This window comes from Scytonema sp. UIC 10036 (genome assembly GCF_009725235.1).
Genome location: NZ_WJFC01000270.1, coordinates 1 through 15,044, shown reverse-complemented (window position 1 = coordinate 15,044; position 15,044 = coordinate 1). Strand labels below are relative to the sequence as shown.

At 42.2% G+C, this 15,044-nt stretch carries 10 protein-coding genes; 5 read left to right on the top strand and 5 right to left on the bottom strand.

The genetic code is table 11. The annotated features are described in order from the left end of the window. Nucleotides 1-376: 376 nt before the first annotated feature. Nucleotides 377-841 (top strand): DUF4384 domain-containing protein, encoded by a 465-nt coding sequence (locus tag F7734_RS55935; RefSeq protein ID WP_347566453.1) that lies wholly within the window; start codon nt 377-379, stop codon nt 839-841. An 81-nt stretch (nt 842-922) separates the two neighbouring features. Then, nucleotides 923-1,150, top strand: coding sequence for a hypothetical protein (locus tag F7734_RS55930; RefSeq protein WP_155752804.1), 228 nt, complete (start codon nt 923-925; stop codon nt 1,148-1,150). Nucleotides 1,151-1,451: 301 nt separating this feature from the next. Here the strand turns inward: F7734_RS55930 and F7734_RS55925 are convergent, their stop codons facing one another. Further along, entirely contained in the window at nt 1,452-2,003 is a 552-nt protein-coding gene (locus F7734_RS55925; protein WP_155752803.1) for a helix-turn-helix transcriptional regulator, read from the bottom strand. Further along, a complete protein-coding gene (locus F7734_RS55920) occupies nt 2,000-2,455 on the bottom strand; it encodes a hypothetical protein (RefSeq protein WP_155752802.1) in 456 nt (151 codons plus the stop codon). The genes F7734_RS55925 and F7734_RS55920 overlap by 4 nt, the downstream gene beginning before the upstream one ends. A 247-nt stretch (nt 2,456-2,702) precedes the next feature. Between F7734_RS55920 and F7734_RS55915 the strand changes: the two genes are divergently transcribed. The 3 genes from F7734_RS55915 (at nt 2,703) to F7734_RS66585 (ending at nt 12,240) form a co-directional block, all read left to right on the top strand. Continuing rightward, on the top strand, nt 2,703-6,548 hold the full coding sequence (locus F7734_RS55915) for a tetratricopeptide repeat protein (protein ID WP_155752801.1): 3,846 nt from the start codon (nt 2,703-2,705) through the stop codon (nt 6,546-6,548). 59 nt (nt 6,549-6,607) lie between these two features. Then, nucleotides 6,608-10,027, top strand: coding sequence for an ATP-binding protein (locus F7734_RS55910; protein ID WP_155752800.1), 3,420 nt, complete (start codon nt 6,608-6,610; stop codon nt 10,025-10,027). 209 nt (nt 10,028-10,236) lie between these two features. Continuing rightward, a complete protein-coding gene (locus F7734_RS66585; protein ID WP_155752799.1) occupies nt 10,237-12,240 on the top strand; it encodes a PAS domain-containing protein in 2,004 nt (667 codons plus the stop codon). A 136-nt stretch (nt 12,241-12,376) separates the two neighbouring features. Here F7734_RS66585 and F7734_RS55900 read toward each other — a convergent pair whose 3' ends face one another. From F7734_RS55900 to F7734_RS55890, 3 genes are all read right to left on the bottom strand, one after another. After that, nucleotides 12,377-12,691: an RNA-binding protein gene (locus tag F7734_RS55900; RefSeq protein ID WP_155752798.1), complete on the bottom strand. Its 315-nt coding sequence runs from the start codon at nt 12,689-12,691 to the stop codon at nt 12,377-12,379. Between the two features lie 374 nt (nt 12,692-13,065). Beyond that, the gene (locus F7734_RS62720) at nt 13,066-13,560 is read right to left on the bottom strand and encodes a hypothetical protein (protein WP_207714450.1); all 495 of its coding nucleotides are present in this window, start codon (nt 13,558-13,560) and stop codon (nt 13,066-13,068) included. After that, nucleotides 13,557-14,741: a hypothetical protein gene (locus tag F7734_RS55890; protein ID WP_155752797.1), complete on the bottom strand. Its 1,185-nt coding sequence runs from the start codon at nt 14,739-14,741 to the stop codon at nt 13,557-13,559. Before F7734_RS55890 ends, F7734_RS62720 begins: the two co-directional genes overlap by 4 nt. Between the last annotated feature and the right edge of the window lie 303 nt (nt 14,742-15,044).

Sequence of the window (15,044 nt, the reverse complement as noted above, 5' to 3'; positions counted from 1 at the left end):
ATATCATATATTTATAAAAACTCTAATCTTTTTCATTTTTTATTCTTATTAAAATAACCAATATCTTTATATTATATGAACCACAATAACACTTATTAGTTTCCATTTTGATTCGACTTATAAAAAGCCAAAGAAAAACTACGATATAAATATCGATGGAGAAAAGTTTGGTTTCCATTTTGATTCGACTTATAAAAAGCCAAAGATTGTTGTTTTCGGAATGCCCTGCATTCTGATTATGACGGGTTTCCATTTTGATTCGACTTATAAAAAGCCAAAGCACTGCTAGGAGATACATTAATGTAAACTTGAAAAGTTAACACCTCTGGACCAACTTTGGCAACAACTCACAGCACTTGGCTCTCTTACAGAACAGATGGGAATTGTTGTAGTCAAAGAAAAAACATTAAGTTGGGGAACGAAACAACCCAGTCGTTACGAAAAATCTGTTAATTTAGGTACTCACATTCAATTTGAAGTTAATTTTGAAACACCTGGATATTTGCTTTTAATCCAAAGAGATACATCAGGACAAATTTGGTGTTTTTGTCCATCATGTTTTGCACCTCAAAGTAAGCTAGAAACAGGCAAAACAAGCCTTCCTCAAGAAGGTTCACCTATGACTGCATTTCCCATGGAAGGTACGCCAGGAAAAGAGCAGGTTTTAGCAGTCCTGACTCAGAAAGAGCCTAATTTGCAATGGCTACCCCAAGGAAACGAAGATGCTTTGGAATTAGTAGAATATCATCTCACGCAATTAATAGAATTTGTTAAACAAACTGAAAACTCTCAAGTTTTATACACGGAATATACGGTGACTCAACCGGGAGCACCCCAATGAGAAACACGCTGCATCAGGCAAGGTGTTAGCTTAATTAAAGTTAACGCTGCTTATACCTCAATCATCGGAGTCACGAAATACATGGCTATGTTGTGGCTCAACTCTGGTTGTTCTGCTGCCATAGTCATAGCGCGTCGTGGTCAAGGTAGAACTGAAAAGCTTCCCAAACAAAATGCAATTTACTTTAAAAAGCCAGAGGACTGCTTAAAGTCGAATGTATGGAGTCGGGTTGGCAGAAAAATAAATATTTGTGGTGGTTTTAATCGTCATAAATTTTATTTTCAAGGGAGACAAACAGGTTCCGACTAACTGTCGGATGCATGGCAAGCTACGGCAAACACCTCGACCAAAATGGCGAAGGAATACTGTGCAAGTGCTACGCACTCCTCATATTAAATTAAAAACTAGCGCTGTGGGTTCACCTCCCTACTTAACGACTTATGGATAAGTGTGGTCAGGTTTTTCGCAGCGCGGCTATAGAGTTTAATACCTTAATTTCTTATTAGGGAACACCAAAAATAAATTCTCCCAAAGCCAAAATAAACGTGTAGGGGCGCAAGGCATTGCGCCCCTACGATGGGATAAATGAATTTTACTATGATTTTTATGCTCAAGCTGTTTCGAGATTACTTTCGTTGAATAAAGTTGAGCTTGTAATATTTTTCTTTTCTTGTTGTCGGTTACGCCATTTATCAGCTACTTTCTTAAATTCTTCTATTTCTTCAAAATCAACTTGTACAGACGCATTTTTCAATTCTACACCTAATGCTTCACTGACATCTAGGATTTCTAGAAAACTAGCACATTGATAATCCTGCTCTTCGCACTCTTTGATTCGTTGTTCAGAGATGCCTAAGATATCAGCGAGTTCTTTCTGGCTTATCAAGGCAGCTATACGAGCTTTTATTAACACATCTGGCAGTTTATTGAAGCTTTCAACTTGGATTTTTATAGGTTGGTTGCGATCGCAATTAGTTAGTCTTTCATATTCAGCAATTTCTGCCTTAAACACCTCCACTTGGCTTTGGTATGCATCCCTATATAGCTGCCATCGTAGCGGATCTGCTTTCAAACTCTCATCATTATCAATCCCTGCTACCGATTGTTCAAATTTTTGTAACCACTCTTTGGTATTATGATATTGTTGCTCATTCTTTATCATAACGCTATCCACCTTGCTAAATCTATAGCTATGATGCCCTTACGGATATTGGTTCTTGTATCAAATTGAAAAAAATCTATGTATGGAGTAGCAGATTCATTTGCTGGATAATTGGCTGGGAAGATTTCACCTCTGTATTTAATTTTCTGGTCGGCGCGTTGCAACGCAAAGTTATATAAAGTCGGAGCTAGAAACTTCAACTCTTTAATATCTACTCCATTTTCCTCCCAACAAGCATCAAAATCTCCCGGTTTTGGTTTACTGCTGACAAAACTACCATTTATGTAGATTTTTCTGCAACCAACTGCTTTAAGATGCGTCATTGCTAGTTCCAAACCATTTATTAGACGCTGCCTAGTTAAATTATAATTAAATCGTTCGTCGAACTCCTCCCATTCTATCAAATATATACCGGGCGGTAAATTACCGTTTTCATCAAACTCTGGAATCATTTTTTACAATTGCTCCACTTACTTGATTGTGTAGTGTGAATAGCTTTCATTAACTTAAAATTAAACAAAATTCATCATAGAAGAAAATGCAGCCGCTTTATTCCTATGCTTGAGAAGATATTTGTCAAGTCTTAATTCATAATTGCCTTGGCGGTGTTCGTAATCGCATAGCAGGTGATACAACAGAGGAAAGAGCGTTTGTGTAGTAGCAGATTCTATTTGCCCAAAACTTTTAAAACACCCTCTTATGACACAAATAATCGAGCAGTTAAATAATCTAAACGCGCAAGTTTTTCAACTATGTCAACAAGGTGACTTAAAGCAAGCAGTCATTGTTGCCAAGCAAGCCATCATGTTAGCGCAAAGTACAAAAAATACCGAACATCCCGTTTATTGCGATAGCATAAATAATCTAGCAGAATTATATCGCATGCAAGGACGTTACTCAGAGGCAGAACCTTTATATCAACAAGCCTTAAAGACAAGAAAAAGATTGTTTGGAGAAGAACATATAGATGTTGCACAATCTTTAAACAATCTAGCAGCACTTTATGTATCACAAGGATATTATTCTCAAGCCGAACAATATTTTTTCCTTTCCTTAAATCTTTGGAAACGGTTACTAGGAGATGAACATTCTCAAGTTTTAACTGTTCTTAATAATATTGCAGAAGTTTATCGAGAACAAGGGCGTTATCAAGACGCAGAAAATCTCTATTTACAAATCATCAAAATCCAAAAGAAAAATCCGAATGAGTATGAAGCTCACGAGATATGGCGTACATTAAACAATCTAGCTGCACTCTATGAGTCTCAGGGACGTTATCAAGATGCAGAAAATAAGTATTTAGAAGCCATAGACAAAATTAAACGTTTGCAGGATTCAGAACATCATGATGTAGCCGTCAGCTTAAATAACTTAGCAGTACTTTACGATTCACAAGGGCGTTACTCCCAAGCAGAAGAAAAGTTTCTGCAAGCCTTGGCAATCTGTAAAAAATTGCTAGGTGATGATCATCCTTATATTGCATCAACTTTAAATAATATAGCAGCAAATTACAAAGAGCAAGGACGCTATTTGGAAGCAGAAAAAAAATATATAGAAGCGTTGACAATGAGAAAAAGCGTGTTTGGAGACGAGCATCCAGAAGTTGCAACTAGCTTGAGTAATTTAGCTGAAATTTATCTTCTACAAGGGCGTTACCCAGAAGCGGAGGAAAATTATCGAGCAGCCTTTTCTATGAGACAACGTCTGTTTCCTTCAGAACATCCCGATATTGCAGAGAATTTAAATAATCTTGCAGTGCTCTACTTACACCAAGGGCGCTATACTCAAGCAGAGCAATTGCATTTAGACGCATTATCAATGTGCGATCGCTTACTAGGCAAACAGAATCCCGATTACGCTGACTATTTAAACAATCTAGGAAAGCTTTATCAAGATCAAGGACGTTACTCGGAAGCCGAACAAAAGTATTTGGAGGTTTTAGAAGTTAGAAAAAGTGTAGTGGGAGAGGAACATCCTTCTATTGCAGAAAGCTTCAACGATTTAGCAGCAGTTTATCGTTTGCAAGGAAGATATGTTCAATCTGAACAAATGCACCTAGCAGCATTAGCAATGAGAAAAAAATTGCTAGGAGAGAAGCATCCTGATGTAGCTACTAGCCTTAACAACTTAGCAGTATTATACGACACTCAGTTTAAATATTCTCAAGCAGAGTCATTATTCTTAGAAGCTTTGGCAATTGTCAAAGAGGTATTTGGGGATCGACATCCACAAGTCGCAAGCAGTCTGAGTAATTTAGCCGCCATTTATACTTTACAAAGGCGCTATTTAGAAGCAGAAAAAATCCATTTAGAAGTCTTAAGAATTAGAAAATCTTTATTAGGAGAAGAGCATCCTGATGTGGCTCGCAGTTTAAATAGTTTGGCAGAAATAGATTTGTCGCTTGGGCGGTATTTTGAAGCAGAACGGAAATACTCAGAAGCTTTGGAACTGAGGAAACGGCTACTAGGTGAAGAACATCCAGATGTTGGACAAAGTTTAAATACTCTTGCAACTATATTAACAGCTAGCGATCGCCCAGAGGACGCTTTGTCTTACCGTGTCCAAGCAAGTTATATTAATGACAAGTTAATTAGTCGAGTGTTTGCCTTTAGTTCCGATAGCGATCGCTTTGCCTTGATTGAGAAACTTCGAGGCAATTTTGATTTGTTTCTCTCATTAATTTACCAGCATCTGTTGGATTCAGATAGCGCCAAGCAGCAAGCGTTGGATTTTGTGCTGAAACGCAAAGCTCTAACAGCTGCTTCCCTCGCAGCCCAAAACCAAGCTATGTATAGCGATCGCTATCCCCATCTTCAAGACAAGTTCCGTCAACTGGGTGAGTTGAACGCGCAGTTAGTCACCTTGACTTTCTCCGCATCTAGAATCAGCGATTTCACCGCATATCAACAACAGTTAGCGCAACTTGAAACACAACACAATAACCTACAAAAGCAACTTGCATCTCAAGTCCCGGAAATTCAATTAGCCGAGCAACTTCCCAACCGTTTTGCAGTAGCTGAAGCATTACCAACTCATTCGATTTTAATTGAATTTGTCCGCTTCGATGTTTTTGATTTTCATGCAGTCCGGGCTAAGGGAGATAAACAATGGCATGCTCCTCGTTATCTAGCGTTCATTCTACCATCTGACCAACCAGATGCAGTGCAAGCGATCGATTTAGGAGATGTAGAACCCATTGATAACTTAATTCAGGAGTTTCATTCACAAACATCTAAACCTACCACAAAAGCACTAGCATGGAGCAAAAAGCCTTCTCTACCTCAGTCGCAAACTACACCATACGTTTCCAAAGCAGCTATCCAACTCAGTCAAACACTTTTTCAGCCAATTCTTAAGGGAATCAGAGGCTACAAACGTTTGATAATTGCACCAGATGGAAACATCAACCTAGTACCTTTTCAAATATTACCACTAGATGAAACAGGTACACATCTTCTTATGGATGAATACACCATCTCATATTTAGGAGTTGGACGCGATATTCTCCGCTCTAGAGTTCAGACAACGAGGGCTGCGAATATATCTCTAATAATAGCCGATCCAGATTTTGATTTAGCTAGCGAGCCAACAAGTATCATGTCCTCTTCGGGAGATAACCTGGAGAAAAAGTCACAAAACACTCAAGTGGAAACTGCGATCGCACAAAAACAATCCTCAAACGAAGAATTTATCAAAACGTCACTGGTCACTGGTCACTGGTCACTGGTCACTGGTCAAAAACAACCCTCAAACGAAGAATTTATCAACACTCTTGATGGTAACCTTTTATCCCGCGCTCACGGTACAAGATTTCTTGGTGAAAGTGTCGCCAAAAAGCTCAAAAGTGTAAAGTTATACGCAGGCACAGAAGCACTGGAAACACACCTAACCACCCATGAATGTCCTAACATCATGCTCATCGCCACCCACGGTTTGTTCTTACCAGACTCACAACAAGAACCACCTAAAGTCAAAGAAGAAGAGTTCGAGCATTTTGCCCTCTCAACAGTAAAAAACCCCATGATGCGCTCGGGACTTGCTTTAGCAGGAGCTAATACTTGGCTCTCTGGTGGAACTCTACCTCCTCAAGCAGGTAAAGGATTTCTCTTAGCCCAAGATATTGCCAGTTTGGATTTGTGGGGGAACGAACTCACTGTGTTATCCGCCTGCGATACTGGTAGAGGAGACATAAAAATTGGTGAAGGAGTATTTGGATTGCGTCGTGCTTTTGCCGTAGCGGGAGCAAAAACATTAGTGATGAGTTTGTGGAAAGTCCCCGATCGAGCAACTGCTTTGTTGATGGAACGATTTTTTGATAATTTGCACTCAGGCATGGAATATGCAGAAGCATTACAGAATGCCCAAAATTACACCCGCAAAATCACTGTGAAAGAATTACGGCAGTCTACATTAGGTACTGAGATATTGAAAGAATTATTGTTTGTAACAGAATTATCTGCACACAGTCAAATTCATCGTAGCGAGGACGATACACCACTGAGACACCCTGTTTACTGGGGTGCTTGGATTTGTCAAGGAGCATAAATGCAGTCAGACTTTATAATATATATAAATAGCCGTATAGGTATACGGGTAACACCGCCATGAAGCGTGACAGAACGGGAAAATTTATCCACAGCTGGGAAAAAGAACCGAAGCAAGCAGTCAACTTATCCCTCACCCAGACAGCTTGGCAGATTCTAAAACAGCAGGCGCGTGAACGTGGGTTTTCGCGTTCTGAGTTGGTGGAACGGTATGCTCGTAGCTTGCAATGTGATTTGTCTTTTAACAACCATTACTCCAGAAACGATAAGCTTGAAGCTTGCCATCAAGCAGAGGAAACACAACAAAGATCCGATCGCAACATCGAAGAACTTGTAGCAGAACGAACATCCCAATTGTGTCAAGCCAATGCACAACTGCAACTGCAAATTGTTGAACTGCAACGAACCATTGAAGCTTTGCAGTCGCGCCAGCAATTGGAACAACAACTCCAGCAGAACGCACAAGCTCAAGCCAATCAACGCCAATGGTTGGAAGCGGTACTCAATTTGCTGCCCATTCCACTGGTATTCATTGAACCCCAAACGGCTCGCTTCACCTTTTCCAATCAGGCAGCAAATGAGATGGCAGGAGGTAAAATTCCTGACGATCGCTCTGCAGGGGTATATGATGTAGAGTTTTCTTGCACCGATGCCACAGGGGAACTGATTCCGCCCAATCGACTTCCTGCAGTTCGGGTAGCACGAGGTGAAAAGATTCATGGGGCGGAGTTGAATTGGCATACTCCCACTGGTGTTTACTCGCTGCTGGTTTATGCAGATACCTTACCTGCAATGCACGAACAACCAGCAACTTGCGTGATGGTGTTTCAAAATATTCGCTCCCGCAAACAAGCAGAAGAAGCGATCGCAGCACATGCTCAACGGTTGAATTTGGCGCTGACAGCTGCGAAAATGGGAGATTGGAGTTGGGATGCGGCAACAGATATAGTGACATTTTCTGAAAGGGCAGCGGAAATTTTCGGCATTCCCCCCGGTCCTTACATGACTTGGACGCAGATGCGCGATCTGCTTCACCAGGAAGATCGAGAGCGCACCCGTTTAGCAGTAGAGGAGGCAATTCAGGAACACAAGGACTATGATGTTGAATACCGAGTCCTCCATCCCAATGGAAGCGAACGATGGGTTGCAGCAAAAGGACGTGCTCAGTATAGCGTTTCAGGAGATGCCCTGGGAATGCTAGGAGTTGTGCAGGATATCACGGAGTTGAAGCAAATTGAGCAACAAGAGCGTTTTCTCGCTCAAGCATCGCAAACCTTTGCAGCCGCCAGTTTGGATTTGCAAACAGTTTTGAACACCATAACTCGCCTGGTTAGCGAATATACAAATGATGTTTGCGTGCTGAGTCTCCTTTCTGAAGATGGGCAGTGGCTTGACCCTGTCTCCGTGTACCATGTAGACTCAGAGGTACGAGAATTCGCCAATGAACTGTTGAAAAGTTATCCTCGCCGTGCCGATGAAGGGATTGGGGGGCGAGTGATGCAGACAGGAGAACCCCTTTTGATGCCAGTCACATCACAACAGGAATTTCGTGCCATTATCAAACCAGAGTATCACCGCTACTTGGATCGTTTTAAGGTTTACAGCACATTGCTGGTGCCACTAAAAGTCCGAGGACAAGCAATAGGAGTGTTGAGCCTGACTCGCAATCATCCCGGAGAACCTCACAATATCGATGACCAGAGTTTATTTCAAGATTTGGCAGACAGGGCGGGATTGGCGATCGCGAATGCTCATCTCTACCAGCAAACCCAACAAGCACGCCTGATAGCAGAGCACACTGCCGATCGTACTGCCCGTCTCCAATCAGTGACAACCGCACTTTCAGAAGCACTCACTCCCTCCCAAGCAGCTTTAGTTATTGTTGAGCAAAGCACTGCCGTTTTGAACGCAGGTTGTGCAATGGTAGCAATTCTCAACGATGATGGTACAGACCTTGAAGTTATTCATTCTATTGGCTACGAGCAGAATTTACTCGATGCATGGCGTTCCATCCCTCTCACATCATCCGTACCACTCGCAGAAGCAGTACGCACTGGCACACCTATCTGGGAAGAGCCACTCGAAGAAAGGCTAGCTCGCTATCCTCACCTAAGAGATGCTTATACCCAATACAATTTTACAGCTTGGATTTCTCTCCCTTTGATGGTTGAGGGTCGGGCGTTAGGTGGTATGAGTTTCGGCTTTGTTGAATTTTGCCCATTAAGCGATGACGAGCGGGCATTCATCCTTGCTATGGCTCAACAGTGCGCTCAGGCGATCGCCCGTGCTAAACTCTATGAAGCCGAGCAACGGGCAAAAGCTGCAGCCGAAGCCGCGAACAGAATAAGGGATGAATTTCTTGCTGTTCTTTCCCACGAACTGAGAACACCGATGAATCCAATTTTAGGTTGGACAAAATTGCTGCGAGGAGGTAATCTCGATGCTAGCAAGGTAGCGGCAGCTCTGTTAACCATTGAGCGTAATGCTAAGTTACAAGTCCAACTGATTGAAGATTTACTCGATATTTCTTGCATTTTGCAAGGCAAACTCAGTTTAAATTCAAGCCCGATTGACTTAAGATTAATAATTGAAGAAGCTCTTAAAACAGTACAATTGGCAGCCCAAGCTAAAGCAATTCAAATTCAAAGTTATTTTGAACCGAATGCAGTCAATGTTTTGGGCGATGCAACTCGTTTGCAGCAAGTCATTTGGAATATGCTCTCCAACGCTATTAAGTTTACTCCTAATAGCGGGCGTGTGGAAATCCATCTCAAGCGGGTTGGTAACCAAGCACAGATCGCTGTCAGTGATACAGGCAAAGGTATCAAGCCCGATTTTTTGCCATACGTCTTTGATTACTTTCGTCAAGCAGATAGCAGTATCACTCGCAGCTTTGGTGGTTTGGGGTTGGGGCTTGCGATCGCACGACATATTATTGAGCTACATGGTGGAACAGTTAGAGCTGACAGCCCAGGAGAAGGACAGGGAGCCACCTTTACCATCACCCTTCCTCTGATGTCAGCAATAACTTCAATGAATCAAGAGGTGGCATTTATGCAAGACGCACTGACTTTGCAGGGAATTCAAATCCTGGCTGTTGATGATGATGCAGACAATTTGGAATTAGTGACTTTTGTTTTGGAACAAGCTGGTGCTTGTGTGATTTCTGTATCTTCTGCTCAAGAAGCACTCGAAAAACTTCAGCAAACCCAGTTCGACATTTTGCTGGCTGACATCGGAATGCCTAAAATGGACGGTTACACATTATTGCGCCAAGTCAGAACTATGCCATCAGAAAAAGGTGGATTGATTCCAGCGATCGCTCTAACTGCTTATGCAGGAGAAATGAATCAGCAGCAAGCATTAGCCGCAGGATTTCAGTTACACATTTCCAAACCAATCGATCCAGAAGTTTTGATTGAGGCAGTTATCCAAAATGTGCCGGCTCGTTCTACCATGCTGTCGAATGAGCGCGAATGAATGAAGTCACTCTATCACTAAAAATCGCCAAAAACCCAGTCAGCATTAAGTCGAAAGATAAATCAAAGGAGAACTTCAGTCTAAAGATAGAGAAGAACTTGTGACATATGTAGGAAAAATATGAAATATAAGTATGTTCGTTAAAATCAAGCCTGGGAAGATGGTAAAAACCTCCTCTTTTAATACTGTTCAGAAGCGGAGCCTAAAGCGTGAGCGATCCAGAAAAAGCAACTGACCCTCAGGCAACCGATGACCAAATCAGCAAGATTCTTGAAAGCATTACAGATGCCTTTGTCGCTTTCGACCAGCAGTGGCGCTACACTTATGTCAATCAGCAAGCGGCAAAGCTTTTAAACAAAACCCGTGAAGAACTGCTCGGCAGACAGGTATGGGAAGAGGTTTTTCCAGAGACAGTCGGAGATTTGGCATACCAAGAACTTCACCGTGCGGTTACCGAACAAGTAACTGTTGTATTTGAACACTTCAGTCAGTTGCTAGGTAAATGGCTGGAAATCCACGCATACCCTTCAAGTGATGGTCTGGCTGTTTATTTCCGCGACATCAGCGATCGCAAACAGGTTCAAGAGGTGCTTAAAGAACAGGAGAGAAAATACCGTTACATCTTTGAAGCCGCAGGCGTAGCGATTTGGGAAGAAGATTTTTCTGCTGTCTTTGAAGCTATCGAAGGTTTAAAAGCGCAAGGTGTCCAAGATTTTCGAGCCTTTTTTGCGGAACACCCTGAGTTTGTTCAACAGGCAATCAATATGGTGAAAATTGTCGATGTGAATGACACCGCAGTACGGATGTTTGGTGCTCTTGACAAACAGGAACTCTTGAATTCACTTCACCAAGTCTTTGTAGCAGAAACTGTAGAGGTGTTTGTTGAAGAACTTTTGGCATTTGCTAGCGGTCAAACGTACTTTCAATCTGAAACAATTTTGCAAACCATAAATGGAGAGCGCCTCAATGTCTTGTTTACTATAACATTACCGCCTCAAACCACAAAACTAAATAACGTGTTGGTGAGCATCATGAATATTACTGCTCGCAAGCAAGCTGAGAAAGCACTGCATCAAAGTGAAGAGCGATTTCAGGTTTTTATGGACAACAGCCCAACTGCAGCATGGATTACTCATGTAGATGGGCGGGTGCTTTACCTCAATCCTACTTATTATCGCACCTTTGAGCTACCAACCAACAATGCGATCGGCAAAAGCATCTTCGATCTGTATCCGACTGAAATCGCTCAGCAATTCCTCAACAACATCAGAACGGTTGCTCGGACAAATCGGGTGCTCGAAGCGATTGAGCGTGCTCCTCGCACTGATGGTACGCTTGGTGACTTTTTGGTGTACAAATTTCCCCTAACAGATGGGTTAGGGCAATGCTTGGTAGGAGGAGTTGCGGTTGACATCACCGAACGAGAACGCGCACGTCGGGAACGCCTGTTAGCCGAACAAGCACTCCAGAAGCAGACAGAACAATTGATTCAAGCTAACCGCATCAAAGATGAATTCTTGGCAATCCTCTCCCACGAACTTCGTACACCGCTCAACCCCATACTTGGATGGGCGAAGTTACTGCGAACAAGAAAGTACGATGAAGCAACTACGGTTCGCGCTTTAGAAATTATTGAGCGGAACGCCAAACTCCAAACCGAACTTATCGAAGATTTGTTAGATGTCTCTCGCATCTTGCAAGGTAAACTCACTCTGAATATTGGTGCAGTCGATCTGGCATCTGCAATTGCACGAGCAATAGAAACTGTACGCTTAGCAGCCCAAGCCAATTCGATTAAGCTATTCACTGTACTTGAACCAAACGTAGGACAAGTTTGCGGCGATTCAGTACGCTTACAACAAGTTGTTTGGAATCTGCTGTCTAACGCTATTAAATTTACACCCTCTGGCGGACAAGTAGAAGTCCGTTTGGAATCCCATGGTTCCATGGCTCAGATTCAGGTATGTGACACGGGAACAGGAATTAGTCCTGAGTTTTTACCCTACGTGTTTGACTACTTCCGACAAGCTGACGGCACCACTACCAGGAAATTTGGTGGGCTCGGTTTAGGATTAGCCATTGTCCGCCATATCGTAGAACTACATGGCGGTACAGTCAAGGCAGAAAGTTTGGGTGAAGGACAGGGAGCAACTTTTACAGTCACGCTACCACTGATGAAAATGTCCCCACATAGCACTCCTAATCTCAAATAATCTGTTGAGTTTGGAGGATTTGACTCGCCACTATTAAAGCAAAAAAGGACAGAGCCAGTCTGCCCAAAATATGCTTAAGTTAAACTATGTGTTGAGATGAACCGATTGGAAAAATTTCCAAAACCCATCTTAAAGTTTAGTAGCGTCCTCTAGAGTAGCCGCCCCCACTGTTTCCACGTCTGTCGCCACCATAGGAAGAACGCTTGTCTTCACGTGGCTTAGCCTTATTGACTTTCAGGCTACGACCCATCCACTCTGCAGTGTCAAGAGCTTCAATCGCCGCAGTTTCTTCAGCGTCTGTTGCCATTTCTACAAAGGCGAATCCCCGCACCCGACCAGTTTCCCGGTCTGTAGGGAGTTGAACGTTTTTAACAGTTCCATATTCTGAAAAAACTTGTCTGATGTCGTCTTGTCCGACTTCATAAGATAGGTTACCAACATAAATTGACATAAAACATCTCCGAAAGTACATGGTGTTGAGAGTTAAATTCGGAGAGACACTTGTAAATAGATAGAGACAAATTGCACAACCGAATATAATCCTATCTGCTAATGATAACACAAAGTTTGAAAATGTGTTGAAAAATTTCAAACTATTGCCAAACCTCAAGCAGGAGTAGTCGATAAAACGTAGTAAATCGTAGTAATTCCCCGTTTTTCACCGTTCACTTTCTTGTACTCCTCTGTAGTCGTCATGAGTAGCAAGCGGTTTCTAGAACCAACCACATAAATGACGTAGTTCAGTAGGAATAGTTAGGCAGCCTACCCAAGCCTAATGTGTTAATCGTGGTCGTTGCTTACCGTTCAAGGATTAACACATACCTCTCAAATTACTTTGTCTGAGGCTTTCCGCAATACGAATATTGCGTTAGTTCTGTGACGTAATATTGCTTTTAATCCAATATTTCTAGCAGCGTTCAAACCGGAGTGAGCCGAGTAGTAAGTATTGATATTGACTACAAAATTAGCACCTTTTTGGTAAGAATTTTCTAACTTACCCTCTTTAATTAAATTAATGGCTAATTTACCACTATAATTATTGAGTCGTGCTAGTTCCTGTACCCAAGGGTCTAAACGAGAAGTATCTCTAGGATTTACGCGAGTTGTCAGAATCCCATAATCTTGGAATGCAATGCGGCTGACCTCATGAAATACCTTCGACTTTAACCAATATGCTCTTTTCTGGTTTGAACGTCTGGAATACTTTCCTTTACATGGTTTCAGATTTTTGAGATGTTCAAAAGAAATAACGCTACAGTTCCAGGCGAGCGCAAATTCCACTATTTCTCTTGCTATAGACAAAAAGCTAGACGGAATCATTTCGCCTTACGTGCTTTCTTAAGTGCTGCATCCCGCACCTGTTGATTTAACAAGTAACCAAAACCAGCTTTTTCCAGACGGTGTACAAACTCCTCACGAGTATGATTCAGTGCTGCTGCAGTAGCGTTTACATTCCAATTGTATTTGGCTAGTACGCTCAGTAAGTAAACCCGACGAGTTTGTGCCGCTGAAAGACGATAAGTTTTGAGGTATTCCAACTCTCCATTGTCACGTGCGATCGCTTCTCCAATGTGATTTTCCTCTTTAGGATTCAAATCAGAAATAAATCTTTGCAGAAAAAAATCCCCAGCACTATAGACTATCTTAGATGCAACCCCACGTCCCAAAAGCCCAGAAGCCATAAAACCCTGAAACGATCCCCAATCAGAACGCATTGTTTGTATAGCTTCCCTCAAATCCGCCAAACAATTAACTTTCGACTCATCTACAGAAACATCCATGGGAAAAGTCGTATCGTACAGCAAGCCATACTCATAGAGCAATTCACCATAAAAGTCTTCAAGCAAGCTCGTGTGAAGCAGTCGGTAATCTTCCGGAGTCGGAACCACAAACGCCGAAGCGAGAGCTTCCGCAACAAACACCAAAACCCCAACCTGTTCTTCATGAATCTCAAATACCCGCAAAGCTTCTTCTAGCCCAGCAATATAACGTCCACTCACAGAAGTTTCGTAACGGCATCCCAAACCATGAGAAAGAGCATACTTAGAATATTCACTCCAAGCAATATCAGGACCAGAGAAAAACATTGACAAAAAACCTTCCATTGCCAGATGCATTGGCAAAAAACGCAGTTGGTTATTCCCCTCCCGCTTCACCATGCGATGCATCAAGCGCACGCTTGCACAGCCACAGTCAATGCGTTTTCCGTGACTGTTGAGCATCTGTCCCCCATAAGCAGCAACCGGGCTACCATTATTCGTCCAAGAAAGTACCAGTCCATGAGGTACATAAGAAAAGTACTTCATTCCTGGTTCCATCATCTGCCCCTCCAAAGAAACTATTGTCAAGTCTTCGTGATAATTGCGGCGTAGCAAGCGCAAGTCACCACGCACATGACGGCGTAACAGAGGTACAAGCCGCACCGAACCCCAAACTTGAGAAGGAGCGATTTCTAATCCTTTTAAGGATACATCGGAGATTAAGTTAATTTTTTTTGCCATAAGAATATTTGATAATAGCTAATTGCTAATAGCTAATTGCTAATAGCTAATTGCTAATTGCTATAGGAATCCTAAATGATTTCTGAAAAACTTTAAGTACTGTAGGTAGGGCTAAAGCCCACCGCAAGCTTTAGTTGGTGGGCTTTAGCCCTACCTACGTATAGTTCAAAAATCAAATAGGAGTCCTATATATTAACCATTAACCATTAGCCATTAGCCATTCAATACTGCGTAGGTTTTGCATAAAAATACGAAATTACGTAGGTTGGGTTGAGGAACGAAACCCAACATTTATCAGCATTT